Origin of the sequence: Thermus hydrothermalis (genome assembly GCF_022760925.1) — a bacterium.
Lineage (GTDB): Bacteria > Deinococcota > Deinococci > Deinococcales > Thermaceae > Thermus > Thermus hydrothermalis.
This window is the reverse complement of sequence record NZ_JAKTNT010000007.1, coordinates 1-17,466: the sequence shown is the minus strand read 5'-3', so window position 1 is coordinate 17,466 and position 17,466 is coordinate 1. Positions and strand designations below refer to the sequence as shown.

Here is a 17,466-nt window from a genome sequence, read left to right as displayed (position 1 = left end):
GTCTACCGGAAAGCCCCCAAAGCCCCTGTGAAGCGCCTCACGAAAGGAGGGCCAGGGCTTCCTTGAGGTCCTTCACCTCCAGGTGGGCGGGGTAGCGGGGGTCGGGCGGGCGGTGGCCCCGGTCCACGAAGACGGCACGGATCCCCGCCGCCAAGGCCCCTTGGACGTCCCTTTCCGGGTTATCCCCCACCATCACCGCCTCCTCCGGAGGGGCCCCGAAGGCGCAGAGGGCCATGCGGAAAAGCCTAGGGTCGGGCTTGCCCAAGCCCACCTCCCCGGAAACCAGGGTGAGGTCAAAGGCCCCCTTGAGCCCCGAACCCACGAGCTTTTCCCGTTGCAGGTCGGGCACCCCGTTGGTGAGGAGGACCAGGGTGGCCCCCCTCGCCCTAAGGGCCTCCAAAAACGCCGGCACCTCCGGGAAAAGGGGGTATTGGCGCCGCCTCTCGTAAAAGGCCTCGGCGAGCTCCCGGGCCCTTTCCAAAGGCCCTTCCAAGGCGGCCAAGGCCTCCCGGAAGACCCGCTCGCGAAAGGGCCAGGCCCAGGCGGCCAGGTCCTCGAGGCCCGGGGTGGTGTAGCGGGCCCAAAGGGCCTCGAGGGCCGAGTGGCCGATCCGTTCCGCCCACGGGTAAAAGGGGGCCTCCCGGAAAAGGGCCTCGGCCCGCGCCCTCACCGCCCCGTAAAGGCCCTTTACCCCCACCTCCTCCCCCAAGGCCTCCAGCACCTCCCGGCTCACCCCATGGTCCACCAGGAGGGTGTCGTCCAGGTCCAAAAGCCAAAGCCGCATCAGCCCTCCCGCACCACCACCGGGTTCTCCCCGGGGTCAAAGAGGAGGAGGTGGTCCCCCGCCTCCCGGTAGGCCAGGCCGTACTTGGCGAGGCGAAGCCGCTCGTGGGCAAGGCTTTCCACCAGGAAGGTGAGCCGCCCCTCCTCCAGGCGGAGCCGGGCGAAGCCCTGCCCCTCGGGTCTCGGCCGGCTTGGGCCCCGCTCCACCCCGCCCGCCCCCGGCCTTAGGAGGAGGAGGGGGCCTTCCTTCGGGACCAAAAGGGCCTCATGGGGCACGAGCTCCTCCAGGGCCAGGCCCAGGGCCTGGTAGAAGCTCACCCCCTGGCCGAGGTCGGGCACGTGGACCACCAGGGTTTCCATCATAGGCTTCTTAGAAAGCGGCGCAGGTTCTCCTCGTCCGCCACCACCTGGAGGAGGGCGAGGTCCTCCGGGGCGATCTCCCCGTGGGCCTTGAGGAGGCCAAGCCAGTAGGGGTCCACCGCCAAGGGCCGGCCCAGGCCCCGCCGGAGGTAGAGGAGGTTCCAGGCGAGGACAAGCTCCGCCAGGGTGCCCACCCCGCCGGGCAGGGCCAGGTACCCCGCCCCCAGGTCCAAAAGCCGGCCGATGCGCTCAGGAAGGCTAGCCGCGGGGAGCTCCAGGTCCACGTGGGCGTTGGGGCCCCGCCGCTCGGGAAAGAGGGCGGGGGCCGTGACCCCCACCACCACTCCCCCCTTGGCCTTCACCCCCCGGGCCAGGGCCTCCATGCCCCCTCCGTAGCCCCCGCAGGCCAGGCCAAACCCCTCCTCGGCCAACACCTCCCCATAGCGGACGAGCCTAGGGTACAGGGGGTCCTGGGGGGATAGCCTCGAGGAAACGAAGACGGACAGGAGGCGCATCTAGCGGCAACGCACCACCAGAACCGGCACGGAAACCCGGTGGAGCACCCCCTCCGTCACCGAGCCCAGAAGGAGCTTGTCCAGCCCCGTGCGCCCGTGGGTGCCCATGACGAGAAGGTCAAAGCCCTTGGCCGCCTCCACGATGGTGGGGATAGGGGTGCCCTCCTTCACCTCCCCCGTGGCCTCCACCCCCTTTTCCCGGGCGAGGTCCAAGGCCTTCCGGATGGCCTCCTCCCCCGCCTTCTTCAGGTCCTCCAAAAGCTCAAGGCCATAGGGGACGCTCTCGGGGGCGATCCAGATGGCCTGGGCGGGGTTTTCCAGCACGTAGAGGAAGTGGACCTTGGCCCCCAAGGCCTTGGCCAAGGAAAGGCCATGCTCCAGGGCCTGGAAGCTACAGGGGCTTCCGTCCGTGGGCATAAGGATGGTCTTGTACATAAGGCCTCCTTCCCCCTCATCATACGGCGTAGACTCGGACCATGTGGATCTACGGGAGGAACCCGGTCCTCGAGGCCATCCGGGAAGGCCGCGCCCGCCGGGTCTTGGTGGCGAAGGGCGTGGAGGCCTGGCTTATACGGGAGTTGGAGCGGCTCGGGGCCCCCTTGGAGCTCGTCCCCCGGATTGAGCTGGACACCCTCCTCCGCACCACCCACCACCAGGGCCTGGCGGCGGAGGTGGAGGCGCCCCAGTACGCCACCCTGGAGGACGCCTTCCGCCTGGCCGAGGCCCGCGGCGAGCCTCCCCTCTTGGCGGTTCTGGATGGGATCACCGACCCCAGGAACTACGGGGCCATGATCCGGAGCGCCCTGGCCCTGGGGGCCCACGGGGTGGTTTCCGAGGAAAGGCGGGCCGCCCCCCTTTCCCCCCTGGCCCTCAAGGCGAGCGCCGGGGCCGCCCTTAAGCTTCCCGTGGTCAAGGTGAAAAACCTTCCCCGCACCCTGAAAGAGCTCAAGGAACGGGGGCTTTGGGTCTACGGGCTGGACGTGCGGGGGGAGAAGACGCCCAAGGACCTGGACTTCCGCAGGCCCCTGGCCTTGGTGGTGGGCTCCGAAGGGGAAGGGATGCGGCGGCTCGTGCGGGAGAGTTGCGACGAGCTCTTCCGCATCCCCATCCGGCCCGAGGCGGAGTCCTTAAACGCCTCCGTGGCCCTGGCCATCGCCCTTTACCAGGCGGGGCTTTCCCGGGGTGTAGGATAGGGGCGTGGACTGGGTGAAGCTCCTCTCCCGCCTCGTCCAGGCGGAAAGCCTCCCAGGGAAGGAGGAGGAGGTGGCGGGGCTTCTCCTGGAAGCCCTGAAGGCCCTAGGCCTTCCCGCCACCCTGGACGAGGCGGGGAACGTGGAGGCCCTTTTGGGGGAGGAGGGGCCCGAGGTGGTCCTCACCGGGCACATGGACGTGGTGCCCGTGGGCGACCCGGCCCACTGGCCCTACCCCCAGGGGGCGGTGGTGGGGGAAAGGCTCTACGGGCGGGGGGCCGTGGACATGAAAGGCGCCCTGGTAGCCATGCTCCTGGCCTTGGAGGCCCTTTCCCAAGGGCCCTTGAAGGGGCGGGTGCGCTTTCTCGCCGTGGTGCAGGAGGAGGTGGGCGGCTTAGGAAGCCGCTACGCCGCCCAGCGGCTTAGCCCCTTGGCCTTCATCCTGGGGGAGCCCTCCGGGGGGAGGCTCATGCGGGGGCACCGGGGCCGGGCCGAGGTCTGGGCGGATTTTGAGGGGGAGGAGGCCCACGCCGCCCTGGCCTCCGGGGAAAACCCCCTTTACGACCTTGGGGAGTACCTCCTCGCCCTCAAGGAGCTCCCCTTGCCCCAAAGCCTCAAGCTCACCCCCACCCGGGTGGACACCTACCCCGGGGCCACCAACCAGACCCCCGGGGTGGTGCGGCTTTACCTGGACGTGCGCTACGAGCCCGAGGCGGACCTAGAGGGGCTTTTGGAACGCCTGAAGACCTTGGGAAGCGCTTCCCTTTACATCCCCGAGGAGGAGCGGGCCTCGGGGGAGGTGCGGATGGCCATCCCCGCCCTCTGGCCCCCCTACCGCCTGCCGGAGGACCACCCCCTCCTCCAGGCCGCCCTAAGGGCCCTGGGCCAGGAACGGGCGGGCCTCTGGCCCTTCACCACCGACGCCCCTTACCTGGGCGCCAGGGCCCCGGTCCTGGGCCTGGGCCCGGGGGACCCCAGCCTGGCCCACACCCCCAAGGAGCACATCCTCCTTTCCCAAGTGGAGGCCGCCGGCCAGACCTACGCCCGCCTAGTGGAGACCCTATGGAACGCCGCACGGTAGCCGGAACCCCTTACGCCAAGCTCCTTTCCGCCCCCCGCCCGGTGGCGGAAGGGCTAAAGGCCCGCCTCGAGGCCCGGGGCATCCCCGTCCTCCTGGAAACCCCCTTCTCCGGCCTCCCCGAGGCCGCCTTGGGCACCTACATGGGGGACGTGGCCCTCTGGGTGCCCGAGGCCCTTTTGGGCGAGGCCGAGGCCATCCTGGCGGAGGAGGCGCCATGAGGGTGGTGGGCCTGGACCTGGGCGGCACCAAGATCGCCGCCGGGGTGTTTGACGGGGAAAAGCTCCTATCCAAGGTCATCCTCCCCACCCCCAAGGAAGGGGGGATGGCGGTGGTGCGGGCCCTGGCGGAGGCGGCCAGGCAAGCGGAAGTGGAGGCGGGAGCGGAAGGGGTGGCCATTGGCCTCGGCACCCCGGGGCCTCTGGACTTCCGCAAGGGGGTGATCCGCTTTACCCCCAACATCCCCGGCCTCGTGGACTTCCCCATCCGCGACCTCCTAAAAGAGGCCACGGGCAAGCCCGTCCACCTGGAAAACGACGCCAACGCCGCCGCCCTCGCCGAGCACCACCTGGGGGCGGCCAAGGGGGAAAGGAGCTCCCTCTACCTCACGGTCTCCACCGGCATCGGGGGCGGGGTGGTCCTCGGGGGAAAGGTCCTAAGGGGGGAAAGGGGCCAAGGGGGGGAGCTCGGCCACATCACCCTGCTCCCGGGGGGGCCGGTGTGCGGCTGCGGGCTAGAAGGGTGCCTGGAGGCCCTGGCCGCCGGGCGGGCCCTGGAGCGGGAAGCCGGCTACGCCTACCACCGCCCCCTCAGCAACCAGGAGCTCTTCGCCCTCTTCCAAGAAGGCGACCCCAAAGCGCGGCGCATCCTCCTCCAGGCGGCCCGTTACGTGGGCCTGGGCCTGGCCAGCCTGGTCAAGGCCTTTGACCCGGGTGCGGTGGTGGTGGGCGGAGGGCTTGCCCTGAACGCTCCGGAAGGCTACTGGGAGGCCCTGGAATCCGCCTACCGCCACTACCTGGCGGGCTGGGAGGTGCCCCCCTTGCGCAAGGCCAAGCTCGGGGGTGAGGCCGGCCTCCTCGGGGCCGCCCTCACCGCTTACCTGGAGGTGCGGGATGGAACTGGGTAAGGCGCTCGTTTACCTGGGGCTCTTCCTCCTCCTCTTAGGGCTTCTTCTCCTCTACTTTCCCAAGCTCTTCGCCTGGTTCGGCCACCTGCCGGGGGATATCCGCATAGAGCGGGAGGGCCTAAGGGTATACATCCCCATCACCTCGGCCCTCCTGCTTTCCCTTCTCCTCACCCTCCTCCTCCACCTCCTAGGCCAGTTCTGGCGACGCTAGACCCCTAGCGCAGATGGCTCAAAAACTCCTCCCGCGTCTTCTGGCTTTCCCGAAAGACGCCGAGCATGGCGCTCGTGACGGTGCGGGAGTGCTGTTTCTCCACCCCCCGCATCATCATGCAGAGGTGGACCCCCTCCACCACCACCCCTACCCCCTGGGGCTCGAGGACCTCCTGGATGGCCTCGGCGATCTGGACCGCCAGGCGCTCCTGCACCTGGAGGCGGCGGGCGAAGAGGTCCACGATGCGGGCGAACTTGGAAAGGCCCAGGATCTTGCCGTTGGGGATGTAGCCGATGTGCACCTGGCCGAAGAAGGGAAGGAGGTGGTGCTCGCAGAGGGAGTAGAACTCTATCCCCTTCACCACCACCATCTCGCTTCCCTCCGCCTGAAAGACGGCCCCGTTGACCACCTCCTTTAGGTCCTGGCGGTAGCCCCGGGTGAGGAAGGCCCAGGCCTTGGCCACCCGCTCCGGGGTCTTCAAAAGCCCTTCCCGGTTGGGGTCTTCGCCGATGGCCTGGAGCCAGTCCGCCGCCAAGCCTTTGAGGCGCTCTAGGTCTAGTTCGGTTTCAAAGGAAAGCCCGGTTTCTTCAATCTCCACCATCTTGCGCTCCATGGTGCCCCCCTTTTCCCCCGCCTTTTGTGGCCCCGGGCTCACTCGGGCGCAATAAGGCCCTCCTCCACGAGGGGCAAGGCCACCTCCGGGGCTAGGGGAAACCCCTGCGCCACCTGGCGCAGAGCCTCCAAGGCTTCCCGCTTCTGCCGCTTAAGCCGCAGGTGGAGCTCGCTAAAGGGGTTGAGGGCGTCCTGGCCCCTTAGGGTGAGGCGGTAGCGCCTGGGGGGCTCCACGGGGAAAAGCCCCTTCCGGTAGCGCTCGGCCAGGGCCTGGTACCGGGGAGCGTTGCCGGGGGGGTCCACAGGGCGCACCACCCGGGCCGGGACGCCCAGGGCCAGCATCCCCTCGGGCACCTCCATCCCCGCCGGCACCACCGCCCCTGCGCCCACCACGGCGTTTTTCCCAATCCTCGCCCCATTCAGGACGATGGCCCCCATCCCGATCAAGGCCCCCTCCTCCACCACCGCCCCGTGGACCACCGCCCGGTGGCCCACGGTGACGGAAGGCCCAAGAAGGCAGGGAAAGCCGGGGTCGGCGTGGAGGATGGCCCCGTCCTGCACGTTGGTCCCCGGACCCACCACCACCCTTTCCAAATCCCCCCGGGCCACGGCGCCAAACCAAAGGGAAGCCCCCTCCCCCACCTCCACCGCCCCCACCACATAGGCCCCGGGGGCCAGGAAAGCCGTGGGGTGGACCTTGGGGAGCTTGTCCTCAAAGCGGTAAACGCTCAAGGGCCACCTCCAAAAGGCCCAGGTCCTCGGGGAAGGAGAGGAGGGCCCGGGCCTCCTCGGGGGCGAACCAACCCACCCCGCTCATGCCCCTTTCCAACCGGGGCTCCCCCTCCCCCCGCATGAGGAACCAGTGCACCTCCCGTTCCACCCCCTTGGCGTTCACGTAACGGGTGGGGTAGAGGGGGCCTAGGACCACCGCCTGGACCCCGGTTTCCTCCAGGACTTCCCGCACCGCAGCGCCTTCCAGGCTCTCTCCTTCCTCTATGTGCCCCTTGGGGAAGACCCAAAAGCCCATGCGGTCCCTTAGGAGAAGCACCTCCCGCTTAGCGTTGAAGACCACACCCCCGGCGCCTAGCTCCACCCGTACCTCCCCTTGAGGTGGTCCAAGGTGGCCTCGTCCACCTCGGGACCCCCTTGGTAGCGCTCCTCCAGGTTCTCCATGCCGATGAGGGCCAAAAAGGCCTCCTCCGTCGCCCGGTCAAAGACCCCGTGAACCTCCCCGGCGTAAAGGCCAAGCCCCCGAAGCACTCTTTGGAGCCAGCGCACCTCCTCCGGCCTCAGGGGGCGCTTGGCCTTGGGCCTTTCAAAGAACAAGCGGTGGAGGGAAAGGAGGCGGGAAAGCTCCGCCAGGGGCTCGGGGTGGTCGTCCACCCGCAGGTCTATGTAGCGGTCCCAAAGCCCTCCGTACCCCTTCCCCTCCCCCACCACCAGAAGGGCGGCGGACTGCCGGCCCCGCCTATCCCCCCCGGCCGCCTCCCCCGCCTTTAGGGCCCGCAAGAGCCTTTCGGGGAAAGGAAGGGCCTTTTCCCGCGCGAAGGTTTCCGCCATGGCCTCCACCACCTCGGGGCCCGCCAAGAGGTTGCCCTGGGCGGCGAAGCCCTCCCCCACCACCCCCCCGGCCCAGGGGTGGCAAAGGGCCCCGGTGAAGCTTAAGGCCTCCCCCCTGGCGCTCACCAGGCCGAACTGCCGCCTTTCCAGGTCGGGGTCGGTGCGGCGGAAGGCCTCCAAGACCCCTTCCGGGCCCGCCCCCTCCGCCAAGAGGGCCAGGCCCTGGGGCCCGAAGCGGGGGTTGGCGTAGGACTGGGTGGCGATGGCCCCCACCTGGGCCCTGGCGAAGGGCACCACGGCCCCCACCGCCAGGAACTTGCTGGCCACGGCCACGCCCAGGTCCCCGGTTTCCGGGTCCCGGGCCACCAGGGAGAAGGTGGCCACCACCATGCCCTTATCCTAAGCGCCTTCCCGTGGTAGAGTGGGGGGATTGGGTGCGCCCATGGAGATTAGAAACATTGCCATCATTGCCCACGTGGACCACGGCAAAACCACCTTGGTGGACGCCATGCTCCGCCAAGCCAAGGCCCTGAAGAAGGAGGAGGGGGAAAGGATCCTGGACTCCTTTGACCTGGAAAGGGAGCGGGGGATCACCATCCTGGCCAAGAACACCGCCGTGGCCTGGGGCGGGGTGAAGGTGAACATCGTGGACACCCCGGGGCATGCGGACTTCGGCGGGGAGGTGGAGCGGGCCCTTTCCCTGGTGGACGGGGTACTCCTCTTGGTGGACGCCGCCGAGGGCCCCATGCCCCAGACGCGCTTCGTCCTGAGGAAGGCCCTCGAGGCCGGCCTCAAGCCCATCGTGGTCCTCAACAAGGTGGACAAGAAGGAGGCCCGCCCCGACGAGGTCTTGAACCTCACCTTTGACCTCATGGTGGAGCTGGGCGCCTCCGAGGAACAACTGGACTTCCCCTACCTCTACGCCATCGGCCGCGAGGGAAGGGCCTGGCGGGAAGAGCCCCGGGAGGACCTGGCGGAGCTTTTCCAGACCATCTTGGACCACGTCCCCCCGCCCCGCTGGACGGAAGGCCCTTTCCAGCTCCTGGTGGCCAACCTGGACCACTCGCCTTACCTGGGCCGGGTGGCGGTGGGCAAGGTGGCCCGGGGCCGGGTGCGCCAGGGGGAAACGGTGGCCATCCTGAAGGAAGGGGGCCAGGTCCTGGCCAAGGTGGCGGCGGTCTACACCCACCAGGGCCTGGAGCGGGTGGAGGTGGAGGAAAGCCTTCCCGGGGACATCGTGGCCCTGGCGGGGGTGGAAGGGGCGGAGATCGGGGACACCCTGGCGAGCCTCGAGGCCCCCGAGCCCCTACCCCGCTTGGCGGTGGACGAGCCCACCGTGGCCCTCACCCTCACCGCCAACACCTCCCCCTTCGCCGGAAGGGAGGGGAAGTACGTCACGGGGCAGAAGCTCAAGGAGCGCCTGGAGCGGGAGCTCCGCACCAACGTGGCCCTGCAGGTCTTGGAGGTGGCCCCCGAGGTGTTTGAGCTACGGGGCCGGGGGGAACTCCACCTGGCTATCCTCTTGGAAACCATGCGCCGGGAAGGCTACGAGTTCAGCGTGGGCCAGCCCCGGGTCCTCCTCAAGGACGGCCTCGAGCCCTACGAGCTTCTGGTGGTGGAAGCCCCCAAGGAGCGCTTCGGAGCGGTCATGGAGGCCCTGGGGACCAGGCGGGCGGAGATGGTGCACATGGAGGGGGGAGAAAGGGTGCGGGCGGAGTTCCTCCTCCCCGCCCGGGCCCTCTTTGGCTTCCGTAGCCTGTTCCTTTCCCTCACCGGGGGGGAAGGGGTCCTGAGCCACACCTTCCACGGCTACGGGCCCGAAGCCGGCCCCATCCCCACCCGCACCACGGGGAGCGCCGTGGCCATGGAGGCCGGGGTGGCCACCCTGTATAGCCTCCACCGCCTGCAGGAAAGGGTGCGGTTTTTCATTGAGCCCGGCACCGAGGTCTACGTGGGCATGATCGTGGGGGAGCACGTGCGGGAGAACGACCTCGCGGTGAACGTCACCACCGCCAAGAAGCTCACCAACATCCGGGCGGCCGGGTCCGACGAGAACATCCGCCTCATCCCGCCCAGGAAGCTCTCTTTGGAGGAGGCCCTGGAGTTCTTGGCCGAGGACGAGCTCCTGGAGGTCACGCCCAAAAGCCTCCGCCTGCGGAAACAAGTTTTAGACCCCGCCAAGCGCAAGCGCCTGGTGGGGAAGTGAAAAGGGGGGCCTTAGCCCCCCGAGCTTACTCCTCGTCCCGCTCCCCGTAGGTTTCCAACGCCTCCTGCCACGCTTGGCTAATCTCCTTGGCCTGCTCCATGGCTTACCTCCTTAGCCTCAAGGGTAGCCCGCCGCCAGGCCAGAGGACTTGCGCTAAAGGCAAAACCCGTACACCCGAAGGCGGTGTAAGCGGGAGAGGGCTACACCGCTAGGTTTGCAGGAGGCTTTCCGCCTCGAGGCGGGCCAAAACCCGCTCCAAGCTCCCTCCCCGCCAGCGCTCCACGGCGTAGGCGGCCAAGGGAAAGCGCTCCTTAAGGCGCTTTAGAAGTCCGGCGGCGTCCTCCGGGCGGCTTCCCTGGAGGACCAGGAGATACCCCCCTTCCAGACGGAAGGCGAGGTCCCCCCGGCGAAGCTCCCTTACCAGGCGCTCCGGGGGCAAGGGGGCGGAAAAGTAGACCAAGACCAGCTCCCGCCTTAGGGCTAGCCCCTCCAGGGCCCCGGCCAGGCGCAAAAGGTCCTCCCGCGTCCCCACCCCTTCCAAGGCGGGAAGAAGGGGAGCCTCCCGCCCCGTTCCTAGAAAGAAGGCCGCCCCCAAAGCGGCCACCCCCAAAGACCCGGCCAGGGCGGTGTAAAGGAAGCCCTCCCGCCCGGTGAAGGCCCAGGCGCTCTCCAAGGCGAAGGCCGAGGCCAAAAGGCCAAGCCCCAGCACCAGGGCGAACTGCACCCGAAAGCCCACAGGGAAGCGGGAGTAAAGGCTCGCTGCCGCTGCCAGGAGGAGGCCCACCACGAAAAGGGCAAGCCCCCTTTCCACCTGGCCTAAGGCTTCCCCCTGCGCCAGGGGCAAAAGGCCCAGGAGGAAGAGAAGCCAAGGGAGCAAAAAGAGCCAGCGCATGCTCCCTCCAAGGCTACCACGCTCCCCCTTACGCCCGCCTTAGCATGAGAGGGTGGAACCCTTGGCGGAGCGCTTGCGGCCGAGAAACTTGGACGAGATCCTGGGCCAGCCCCACCTCACGGGGGAAAGGGGCCTCCTTAGGCGGATGCTGGAGGCCAAGCACCTGAGCTCCATGGTCCTCTTCGGCCCCCCAGGCACGGGCAAGACCACCCTGGCCCGCCTCTTGGCAGAGGGTGTGGGCAAGCCTTTCCTCTGGCTCTCCGCCGTGGAGGCAGGGCTTAAGGAGGTGCGGCAGGCCCTGGAAAAGGCGCGGGAGGCTGGGGGGCTCGTGCTCTTCCTAGACGAAATCCACCGCTTCAACAAGGCCCAGCAGGACGCCCTCCTCCCCCACCTGGAGTCCGGCCTCCTCACCCTCATCGGGGCCACGGCGGAAAACCCCGCCTTCCTCCTTACCCCCGCCCTGCGCTCCCGCCTCCGCCTCCTTCCCGTGCGCCCCCTCTCCGAAGAAGACCTCCTCGTCCTCCTAAAGCGGGCCCTCGAGGACCCCCGGGGCCTCCCCGGCATCCCTTACGAGGAAGAGGCCCTAAGGCTCCTCGCCCAGGCGGCAGGGGGGGACGCCCGTTTCGCCCTGAACACCCTAGAGCTCGCCGCCGCCTTCGGCGAGGTGAGCCAGGAAAGCGTGCGGGAAGCCCTGGGAGCGGAGCGCTTCGCCATGGACCGCAAAGGGGACCGGTTTTACGACCTCATCTCCGCCCTGCACAAGAGCCTTAGGGGTTGCCACGTGGACGCCGCCCTCTACTACCTGGCAAGGCTTCTCAAGGGCGGGGCCGACCCCCGGTACGTGGCCCGCCGCCTCATCCGGGTGGCAGCGGAGGACGTGGGCCTGGCGGACCCCCTCGCCCTCCGCCTGGCGGTGGCGGCCCTGGAGGCCTACGAGGCCTTGGGGAGCCCGGAAGGGGAGCTCGCCTTGGTGGAGGCCACGGTCTACCTGGCCCTGGCCCCCAAGTCCAATAGCCTCTACACCGCCTGGCAAAGGGCAGAGGAGGCGGCCCAGGCCCATCCCGAGGCCCCCGTGCCCCTAAACCTGCGCAACGCCCCCACCGCCCTGGCCCGAACCCAGGGCCACGGCCGGGGCTACGCCTACTACCACGAGGACAAGGAGGGAAGCTTCGCCCAGCGCTACCTGCCGGAGGCCCTCGAGGGCCTCCGCCTCTTTGAGGCCACGGGGGAAGGCTGGGAAGAACGGGTACGGGAGCGGCTCAGGGCCCTTCGGGAGCGGTTTTCCGGAAAAGGGCAATAGGCGCTAGCCCTTGAGCCCCTCCTCAAAGGTGGCCACCACCCGCCGTTCAAAGAGAAGGTACAGAAGGGCGATGGGCAAGACGCTAAAAAGGGCCGCCGCCGAGAGCAGGCCCCAGTCCGTGGGGTACTTGCGCTGGAGGTCGGTAAGCCAGGTCTGGAGCGTCCAAAACCTCGGGTCCGAAACCACCACCCTGGGGTAGAGCACCAGGTTCCAGTGGGCGGCGAAGGAGAGCACCCCCGCCGCCACCAAGGTGGGCCGGACCAAGGGGAAAAGGATGCGGAAAAGGAGCACCCTGTGCCCCGCCCCGTCCAGCCTGGCCGCCTCCAGAAGCTCCTCCGGCACCCCCCGCATGGCCTGGTAGACCAGGTAGATGACGAAAGGGCTAGCGGCGAAGGGCAAGACCAGGGCCCAGAAGGTGTCCAGAAGGCCAAACCCCTTTAGAATGCCGTAAAGCGGCACCAAAAGGAGCTCCGCCGGCACCGCCATGAGGAAGAGGTAAAAGGGCAGAAGCCCAAGCCCCGCCCTCAGGGCGTAAGCGGCCAGAAGGGCGGTAAAGAGCTGCAGGGCCACCACGCCCGAGGAAAGGCCCAAGGAAAAGAAAAGCCGGTTCCAAAAGCCCTCCCTGGCAAGCCCCCCAACGTTTTCCAGGCTGAAACCAATCCGGGAGAAAAGCTCTCCCGAGTACACCGCCTCCTTGGGCATGAAGGCGGCGTAAGCCATCCAGAGGAAAGGAAGAGCGATGAAAAGGAGGACGGCGAAGACGAAAAGGTGCTTGAGGAAGCGGCCCACGCCCCCACTATAAAGGGTTAGGATGCCCCCATGGGACCCCTTTCCGGCATCAAGGTCCTGGACCTTTCCCGCGTGCTTGCGGGGCCCCTTTGCACCATGATCCTGGCGGACCTGGGGGCGGAGGTCATCAAGGTGGAACCCCCCTGGGGGGATGAAACCCGAGGCTGGGGCCCTCCCTTCCGCCAGGGGGAAAGCGCCTACTTCCTCTCGGTGAACCGGGGCAAAAGGAGCGTGGCCCTGGACCTCAAGCACCCGGAAGGCCAGGAAGCGGTGCGGCGCCTGGCCAGGGAAGCCGACGTGCTGGTGGAAAACTTCAAGACGGGGGACCTCGCTCGCTACGGCCTGGATTACGCCCGCCTAAGCGCCCTAAACCCCCGCCTCGTCTACCTCTCCCTCACCGGCTTCGGTCAAACCGGCCCCCGGGCCAAGGAACCCGGTTACGACGCCGCCCTCCAGGGCTACACCGGCATCATGTCCGTGACCGGGGAGCCCCAAGGCCCCCCCATGAAGGTGGGGGTGGCCTGGATTGACGTGATGACGGGAATGATGGGGGCCATAGCGGTGCTCGCCGCCCTATGGGAAAGGGAACGGAGCGGCCTGGGCCAGCACATAGACCTCTCCCTCTTTGACGTGGGGCTCTTCGCCCTGGCCAACCTGGGCCAAAGCTACCTCCTCACGGGAAAACCCCCCAAAAGGCTCGGCAACGCCCACGCCCAGATCGTCCCCTACGGGGCCTTCCCCGCGGAGGACGGTTGGCTCGTCTTGGCCGTGGGAAACGACGAGCAGTTTGGGAGGCTCTGCCAGGTCCTGGGGCTTCCCGAGCTCCAGGAGCGCTTCCCCACCAACCCCGAGCGGGTAACGCACCGGGAAGAGGTGGTGGAGGCCATCACCCAGGTCCTCAAGACCAAGCCCAGGGCCCACTGGCTTAAGCGCCTCCAGGAAGCGGGCGTCCCCGCCGCCCCGGTGAACGACCTTTCGGAGGCCTTCCAGGACCCCCAGGCGGAGGCGCGGGGAGCGGTCTGGACCCTGGAACACCCCCTTTTGGGAGCCCTCCCCACCCTGGCCAACCCCTTGCGCTTCCTCTCCCGCACCCCCGCAAGCCCCCCTTCGCCCCCGCCCCTTCTTGGGGAGCACACGGAGGCCGTCCTCCTGGAGGCGGGCTTCACCCCAGAGGAGGTGCGCCGCCTTGTGGAAAAGGGCATCGCCCGGTTGGCCCCAAAACCCGGGGTGTAAGGGAAAGCGCCCTTCTGGAGGGCGCTTTTTCGCGAAAACCTCTGGCCAAGGGCGCAGAAGCCCTGTGGATAACCCTGTGGATAAATTGCCCCCGGCTACCCAGCGGCACCCGGACCGTGGCGCTTAGGGCTGCTTCCTTCCGGACCTGACCCGGTTCACGCCCGGTCCGCCGCGCTGGACCGGGGGCTTGGGTAGTATAGCACCCATGGAAGCCCTGAGGCTAGAGGGCGTGGGCAAGCGCTACGGCCGCAAACCCGTGCTGCAAGGGGTGAGCCTGAAGGTGGCCCCGGGGGAGGTCTACGCCCTGGCGGGCCCCAACGGCTCGGGCAAGACCACCTTGATCCGCCTGGTGACGGGCCTGGCCTTCCCCACGGAAGGCCAGACGTTCCTCCTGGGGGAGGACGTGCACAAGAACCCCTCGGCCAGGCGCTACCTGGGAGCAGTGGTGGAGGCCCCGGCGGCCTTCTACCCCTACCTCACGGGGCGGGAAAACCTCCGCTTGCAGGCCTACTTGGCCGGGGTTAAGGAGGAAAGCCGCATCGGCGAGGTGCTGGCCCGTCTAAAGCTCCTGGCAGTGGCGGACCAGAAGGTGGGGAGCTACTCCCTAGGGCAGCGGCAGCGCCTGGGCCTGGCGGCGGCCATCCTCCACCGGCCCAAGGTCCTGGTCCTGGACGAGCCCACGAGCGGCCTGGACCCCGAGGGGGTGGAGCTGGTCCATGGGCTCTTAAGGGAGCTCTCCCGGGAAGGGGTGGCGGTCCTCCTTTCCACCCACCACCTGCAGGAGGTGAGCCAGTACGCCCACAAGGTGGGGATCCTGGGCGGGGGAAGGCTTTTGGACGAGGTGGCGCTTTCCGGGCGGGAAGTGTACCGCCTCGAGGCCCACCCCCCGGAAGGGGCCCTGGCCCTCCTCAAAACCCTCCCCCAGGTGGCCCAGGCCCGGCTCCAGGGAGGGGCCATCCTCTTTGAGGGGAACCCGGAAGCGGCGTTAAAGGCCCTCCTCCAAGAGGGCTACCGGGTGAAGGCCCTTCACCCCGAGCGGTTTGACCTCCTCACCTACTACCAGGAGAGGGTGAAGCATGCTTAGGCTCTTCTTCTTTGAACTCTATAAGCTCTTCCGCTTGCGCTCCGTGGCCCTGGGGCTCCTCTTCGCCTTCCTCCTCCCCTTCCTCTGGGCCCTGGCCCCCGGGCTCAAGGAGGTCTACGGCCTCGTCCTGGCCTCGGGGTGGCAGGTGGTGTCCCTAAGCCTCCTCGCCGGGATGGAGTTCCTCTTCCCTTTCCTGGTGGTCATGGCGGCGAGCGAGTCCTTGGGGAGCGAGGTGGCCCAAGGCACCCTAAAGACCCTCCTCCTAAGACCCCTTCCCCGAAGCCTCCTCCTCTTGAGCAAGCTTTTCGCCACGCTCCTTTACCCTTTCGTGCTCCTTGGGGCCAGTTTCCTGGGAAGCCTCCTCGCCGGCCTGCCCCACGGGCTTGGCCCCTTCTTCGGCGGCACGGGCCTCGGGGAAGGGGGCTTCGCCGGGGTGGGGCTCCTGGCCCCAGGGAAAGCCCTAGCGGAGCTCCTAAGGGCGCACCTCCTGGCGGGGGCGGTGCTCGTGCCCCTCGCCGCTTTGGCCCTTCTCTACGGGACGCTTTTCCTCTCCACCACCGCAAGCGCCCTGGCGGCGGTGGCCACCCTCCTCCTCATGCGCCTCCTCGTGGCCTTTCCCGCCCTAACGCCCTTCCTCCTCACCACCTACCTGGACCTCCACCTAAGGCCCGAGGCGGCGGGGCTTGGGCTTTCCCTCCTTTTCATCTACACCCTGGGCTTCGCCTTCCTGGCGGCCCTCATCTTTGAACGCAAGGACCTCTAGCCCTCCAGGAAGCGGCCTTCGGAAAGAAGAGGCTTGCCGTCCAGAAGGAGTTTGCCTTCCTTCAGGGAAAGCACCAGGTCCCAGTGGAGGGCGCTTTGGTTCTTCCCGCCCGTTTCCGGGTAGCTTTGGCCCAAGGCCAGGTGGACCGTGCCCCCCATCTTCTCGTCCAAGAGGATGAGGCCCGTGGGCCGGGTGAGGCCGAAGTTGGTGCCGATCCCCACCTCCCCAAGCCGCCTGGCCCCCTCGTCCGTGTCCAGGGCGCGGAGCAGGTAGTCCTCCCCCACCGCCGCCCGGGCCTCCACCACCCGCCCCTCCTCAAAGCGGAGGTAGACCCCTTCCACCCGCCTGCCCCCCACGAAAGCGGGGAGGTTGAAGCGCACCTCCCCTTGGGCGCTATCCTCCACCGGGCCCGTGAAGACCTCCCCCGAGGGCATGTTCCGCTTCCCGTCGGAGTTCACCCACACCCTCCCCGCCACGGAAAGGGTAAGGTCCGTGCCCGGGGCCAGGATGCGGAGCTCTTTCCCCTGGGAAAGCCTCCGGATGAGGGCCTCCTGGAAGCGGGAAAGGGCTTTCCAGGCGGCGATGGGGTCCTCCTGGTCCAGGAAAAGCGCCCTTTCCAGGTAAGCCCTAAACGCCTCCGTGCCCATCCCCGCCCCCACGGCGTAGCCCACGGTGGGGTAGAGGGTGAGGGTCCAGCGCTTCCTCAGGCGCATCTCCTGCAAGGGCCGCCAGGCCCGCCTTTGGCGCAAAGCAAGCTCGGGGTCCAAGCCGGCCCCCTCCAGGGGGTTTTCCGCCGAAAGGACCCGCAAGAACTTGTCCGCCTTCTCGTAGAGGGCCCATTCGGCCTCGGGGATCCTCTCCAGCCACGCTCCCCCATGGAGGAGGAAGTCCCGCTCCTCCCCGGGGTAGGCCAGGCGGAAAAGGGGGTAGGCCCCCCGGGCGAGGAGGGCCCGCTTCAGGTGGGGGATGAGGGGAAGGGCCGGGGTTTCCGCCTCCACCAGGACGGTCTCGCCGGGGCCCGCCTCGAGGCAGTACCCGGCCAAAAGCTCGGCAAAACGCGCCTCCACCCTGCTATCATAGGGCCAAGATGGAAGAACCCAAGATCACGCCCCTGGCAAGGCGGCTCGCCGAGGAAAACGGCATTGACTGGCGCCGCCTTCAAGGCACGGGCCCCGAGGGCACCATCGTGGAGCGGGATATCCTGGCCTTTTTGGCCAAGGTGATGGCGGGAGAGGTGGACCTGCCCCCCATGCCGGAGGAGCCGCCCCCCGTCTTGCCGGAGGAAGACCTAAGGCGGGCCCAGGAGGCCCTGGGGAAGGAGGGGGTGGACCTCTCGGAGCTCCTCCCCGAGCCCCCCAAAACCCCCACGGTGCAGTTGGAAGAGTTGGAAGAGGAGGCCCTAGACTTGGAGCCGGTCCTGGAGGAGATGGACCTGGAGCTAGACCTGGAGGACGAGGTCCTTCTGGCAGAGGAGCCCCCGCCCCCGGTTCCCGAAGAGGACCTGGCCCCCCTCCCGGAGGAGGCCCTAGAACCCCCTACGCCAAGCCCCCTGGACGAGGAATTGGAAGCCCTCCTGGCCGAGGAGCCCTCCCCGGCGGGGCCGGCGGAAACCACCCCGGTGGAGGAGCTCGCCGCCCTCCTCGCCGAGGAAGAGCCCCTTCCCGAAACGCTTTTGGCGGAGGAGGACTTCCTGGCCGAGGAAACCACCCCGCCTCCCCCCGAGCCCACGCCCGCACCCCCTCCCCTAACCCCCATCCCCACCCC

General features: G+C 68.3%; 22 protein-coding genes and 1 other RNA gene. 11 read left to right on the top strand and 12 right to left on the bottom strand.

Annotated features, from left to right (window positions below; genetic code table 11):
• Positions 1 to 37 precede the first annotated feature (37 nt).
• From L0C60_RS05800 to L0C60_RS05785, 4 genes are read right to left on the bottom strand one after another with little or no spacing between them, the layout of a single operon-like run.
• Positions 38 to 784 (bottom strand): HAD family hydrolase, encoded by a 747-nt coding sequence (locus L0C60_RS05800; protein WP_234506289.1) that lies wholly within the window; start codon positions 782 to 784, stop codon positions 38 to 40.
• The gene (locus L0C60_RS05795; RefSeq protein WP_234506295.1) at positions 784 to 1,146 is read right to left on the bottom strand and encodes a hypothetical protein; all 363 of its coding nucleotides are present in this window, start codon (positions 1,144 to 1,146) and stop codon (positions 784 to 786) included. The genes L0C60_RS05800 and L0C60_RS05795 overlap by 1 nt, the downstream gene beginning before the upstream one ends.
• Complete coding sequence (locus tag L0C60_RS05790) at positions 1,143 to 1,658, bottom strand: LOG family protein (protein WP_234506298.1); 516 nt, start codon at positions 1,656 to 1,658, stop codon at positions 1,143 to 1,145. Before L0C60_RS05790 ends, L0C60_RS05795 begins: the two co-directional genes overlap by 4 nt.
• Positions 1,659 to 2,093: a universal stress protein gene (locus L0C60_RS05785; protein WP_234506302.1), complete on the bottom strand. Its 435-nt coding sequence runs from the start codon at positions 2,091 to 2,093 to the stop codon at positions 1,659 to 1,661.
• Positions 2,094 to 2,134: 41 nt separating this feature from the next.
• Here L0C60_RS05785 and rlmB point away from each other — a divergent pair, with 41 nt between their 5' ends.
• The 5 genes from rlmB to L0C60_RS05760 are packed head-to-tail and all read left to right on the top strand — an operon-like array spanning position 2,135 to position 5,263.
• Positions 2,135 to 2,851: a 23S rRNA (guanosine(2251)-2'-O)-methyltransferase RlmB gene (gene rlmB, locus L0C60_RS05780; protein ID WP_234506304.1), complete on the top strand. Its 717-nt coding sequence runs from the start codon at positions 2,135 to 2,137 to the stop codon at positions 2,849 to 2,851.
• A 4-nt stretch (positions 2,852 to 2,855) separates the two neighbouring features.
• Positions 2,856 to 3,929: a M20 family metallopeptidase gene (locus L0C60_RS05775; protein WP_234506307.1), complete on the top strand. Its 1,074-nt coding sequence runs from the start codon at positions 2,856 to 2,858 to the stop codon at positions 3,927 to 3,929.
• Complete coding sequence (locus L0C60_RS05770) at positions 3,911 to 4,147, top strand: hypothetical protein (protein ID WP_234506310.1); 237 nt, start codon at positions 3,911 to 3,913, stop codon at positions 4,145 to 4,147. The genes L0C60_RS05775 and L0C60_RS05770 overlap by 19 nt, the downstream gene beginning before the upstream one ends.
• Positions 4,144 to 5,052, top strand: coding sequence for a glucokinase (locus L0C60_RS05765; RefSeq protein WP_234506313.1), 909 nt, complete (start codon positions 4,144 to 4,146; stop codon positions 5,050 to 5,052). The genes L0C60_RS05770 and L0C60_RS05765 overlap by 4 nt, the downstream gene beginning before the upstream one ends.
• Positions 5,039 to 5,263, top strand: a complete 225-nt coding sequence (locus L0C60_RS05760; RefSeq protein WP_234506316.1) for a DUF2905 domain-containing protein — start codon at positions 5,039 to 5,041, stop codon at positions 5,261 to 5,263. Before L0C60_RS05765 ends, L0C60_RS05760 begins: the two co-directional genes overlap by 14 nt.
• A gap of 4 nt (positions 5,264 to 5,267) precedes the next feature.
• On the opposite strand, the gene folE is transcribed toward L0C60_RS05760, so the two are convergent.
• From folE to L0C60_RS05740, 4 genes are read right to left on the bottom strand one after another with little or no spacing between them, the layout of a single operon-like run.
• Complete coding sequence (gene folE, locus L0C60_RS05755) at positions 5,268 to 5,876, bottom strand: GTP cyclohydrolase I FolE (protein ID WP_234506319.1); 609 nt, start codon at positions 5,874 to 5,876, stop codon at positions 5,268 to 5,270.
• A gap of 38 nt (positions 5,877 to 5,914) precedes the next feature.
• The gene (locus tag L0C60_RS05750; RefSeq protein WP_234506322.1) at positions 5,915 to 6,607 is read right to left on the bottom strand and encodes a gamma carbonic anhydrase family protein; all 693 of its coding nucleotides are present in this window, start codon (positions 6,605 to 6,607) and stop codon (positions 5,915 to 5,917) included.
• Positions 6,588 to 6,968, bottom strand: coding sequence for an NUDIX hydrolase (locus L0C60_RS05745; protein ID WP_234506325.1), 381 nt, complete (start codon positions 6,966 to 6,968; stop codon positions 6,588 to 6,590). The genes L0C60_RS05750 and L0C60_RS05745 overlap by 20 nt, the downstream gene beginning before the upstream one ends.
• Positions 6,959 to 7,825, bottom strand: a complete 867-nt coding sequence (locus L0C60_RS05740) for a DUF1028 domain-containing protein (protein ID WP_234506327.1) — start codon at positions 7,823 to 7,825, stop codon at positions 6,959 to 6,961. Before L0C60_RS05740 ends, L0C60_RS05745 begins: the two co-directional genes overlap by 10 nt.
• A gap of 52 nt (positions 7,826 to 7,877) precedes the next feature.
• Here L0C60_RS05740 and typA point away from each other — a divergent pair, with 52 nt between their 5' ends.
• The gene (gene typA, locus L0C60_RS05735; protein ID WP_234506332.1) at positions 7,878 to 9,641 is read left to right on the top strand and encodes a translational GTPase TypA; all 1,764 of its coding nucleotides are present in this window, start codon (positions 7,878 to 7,880) and stop codon (positions 9,639 to 9,641) included.
• Positions 9,642 to 9,849: 208 nt separating this feature from the next.
• On the opposite strand, the gene L0C60_RS05730 is transcribed toward typA, so the two are convergent.
• Positions 9,850 to 10,533 (bottom strand): hypothetical protein, encoded by a 684-nt coding sequence (locus L0C60_RS05730; RefSeq protein WP_234506336.1) that lies wholly within the window; start codon positions 10,531 to 10,533, stop codon positions 9,850 to 9,852.
• 52 nt (positions 10,534 to 10,585) lie between these two features.
• On the opposite strand from L0C60_RS05730, the gene L0C60_RS05725 reads away from it, so the two are divergent.
• The gene (locus L0C60_RS05725; RefSeq protein WP_234506338.1) at positions 10,586 to 11,833 is read left to right on the top strand and encodes a replication-associated recombination protein A; all 1,248 of its coding nucleotides are present in this window, start codon (positions 10,586 to 10,588) and stop codon (positions 11,831 to 11,833) included.
• A gap of 3 nt (positions 11,834 to 11,836) precedes the next feature.
• On the opposite strand, the gene L0C60_RS05720 is transcribed toward L0C60_RS05725, so the two are convergent.
• The gene (locus tag L0C60_RS05720) at positions 11,837 to 12,622 is read right to left on the bottom strand and encodes a carbohydrate ABC transporter permease (protein ID WP_234506341.1); all 786 of its coding nucleotides are present in this window, start codon (positions 12,620 to 12,622) and stop codon (positions 11,837 to 11,839) included.
• Positions 12,623 to 12,652: 30 nt separating this feature from the next.
• On the opposite strand from L0C60_RS05720, the gene L0C60_RS05715 reads away from it, so the two are divergent.
• Positions 12,653 to 13,855: a CaiB/BaiF CoA transferase family protein gene (locus tag L0C60_RS05715; protein ID WP_234506342.1), complete on the top strand. Its 1,203-nt coding sequence runs from the start codon at positions 12,653 to 12,655 to the stop codon at positions 13,853 to 13,855.
• A gap of 85 nt (positions 13,856 to 13,940) precedes the next feature.
• Here the strand turns inward: L0C60_RS05715 and ffs are convergent.
• Positions 13,941 to 14,041, bottom strand: an RNA gene (ffs, locus tag L0C60_RS05710) — signal recognition particle sRNA small type.
• A gap of 19 nt (positions 14,042 to 14,060) precedes the next feature.
• Between ffs and L0C60_RS05705 the strand changes: the two genes are divergently transcribed.
• Both L0C60_RS05705 and L0C60_RS05700 read left to right on the top strand, forming a co-directional pair.
• A complete protein-coding gene (locus tag L0C60_RS05705; RefSeq protein WP_234506348.1) occupies positions 14,061 to 14,939 on the top strand; it encodes an ABC transporter ATP-binding protein in 879 nt (292 codons plus the stop codon).
• On the top strand, positions 14,932 to 15,702 hold the full coding sequence (locus L0C60_RS05700) for an ABC transporter permease (protein WP_234506351.1): 771 nt from the start codon (positions 14,932 to 14,934) through the stop codon (positions 15,700 to 15,702). The genes L0C60_RS05705 and L0C60_RS05700 overlap by 8 nt, the downstream gene beginning before the upstream one ends.
• Here the strand turns inward: L0C60_RS05700 and L0C60_RS05695 are convergent.
• Entirely contained in the window at positions 15,699 to 16,769 is a 1,071-nt protein-coding gene (locus tag L0C60_RS05695; RefSeq protein WP_234506355.1) for an aminopeptidase, read from the bottom strand. The two genes, L0C60_RS05700 and L0C60_RS05695, sit on opposite strands and share 4 nt — an antisense overlap.
• 20 nt (positions 16,770 to 16,789) lie before the next feature.
• Between L0C60_RS05695 and L0C60_RS05690 the strand changes: the two genes are divergently transcribed.
• The coding region (locus tag L0C60_RS05690; protein ID WP_243092597.1) for an E3 binding domain-containing protein at positions 16,790 to 17,466 on the top strand (677 nt) is incomplete at its 3' end.

What these genes read in the sequence shown, in the direction of transcription:
- L0C60_RS05770 (WP_234506310.1), top strand. Translation starts at nt 3,911, where the DNA reads ATGGAACGCCGCACGGTAGCCGGAACCCCTTACGCCAAGCTCCTTTCC.
- L0C60_RS05715 (WP_234506342.1), top strand. Translation starts at nt 12,653, where the DNA reads ATGGGACCCCTTTCCGGCATCAAGGTCCTGGACCTTTCCCGCGTGCTT.
- L0C60_RS05795 (WP_234506295.1), bottom strand. Translation starts at nt 1,146, where the DNA reads ATGATGGAAACCCTGGTGGTCCACGTGCCCGACCTCGGCCAGGGGGTG.
- L0C60_RS05700 (WP_234506351.1), top strand. Translation starts at nt 14,932, where the DNA reads ATGCTTAGGCTCTTCTTCTTTGAACTCTATAAGCTCTTCCGCTTGCGC.
- L0C60_RS05730 (WP_234506336.1), bottom strand. Translation starts at nt 10,533, where the DNA reads ATGCGCTGGCTCTTTTTGCTCCCTTGGCTTCTCTTCCTCCTGGGCCTT.
- rlmB (WP_234506304.1), top strand. Translation starts at nt 2,135, where the DNA reads ATGTGGATCTACGGGAGGAACCCGGTCCTCGAGGCCATCCGGGAAGGC.
- L0C60_RS05800 (WP_234506289.1), bottom strand. Translation starts at nt 784, where the DNA reads ATGCGGCTTTGGCTTTTGGACCTGGACGACACCCTCCTGGTGGACCAT.
- L0C60_RS05740 (WP_234506327.1), bottom strand. Translation starts at nt 7,825, where the DNA reads ATGGTGGTGGCCACCTTCTCCCTGGTGGCCCGGGACCCGGAAACCGGG.
- L0C60_RS05785 (WP_234506302.1), bottom strand. Translation starts at nt 2,093, where the DNA reads ATGTACAAGACCATCCTTATGCCCACGGACGGAAGCCCCTGTAGCTTC.
- folE (WP_234506319.1), bottom strand. Translation starts at nt 5,876, where the DNA reads ATGGAGCGCAAGATGGTGGAGATTGAAGAAACCGGGCTTTCCTTTGAA.
- L0C60_RS05760 (WP_234506316.1), top strand. Translation starts at nt 5,039, where the DNA reads ATGGAACTGGGTAAGGCGCTCGTTTACCTGGGGCTCTTCCTCCTCCTC.
- typA (WP_234506332.1), top strand. Translation starts at nt 7,878, where the DNA reads ATGGAGATTAGAAACATTGCCATCATTGCCCACGTGGACCACGGCAAA.
- L0C60_RS05705 (WP_234506348.1), top strand. Translation starts at nt 14,061, where the DNA reads ATGGAAGCCCTGAGGCTAGAGGGCGTGGGCAAGCGCTACGGCCGCAAA.
- L0C60_RS05765 (WP_234506313.1), top strand. Translation starts at nt 4,144, where the DNA reads ATGAGGGTGGTGGGCCTGGACCTGGGCGGCACCAAGATCGCCGCCGGG.
- L0C60_RS05790 (WP_234506298.1), bottom strand. Translation starts at nt 1,658, where the DNA reads ATGCGCCTCCTGTCCGTCTTCGTTTCCTCGAGGCTATCCCCCCAGGAC.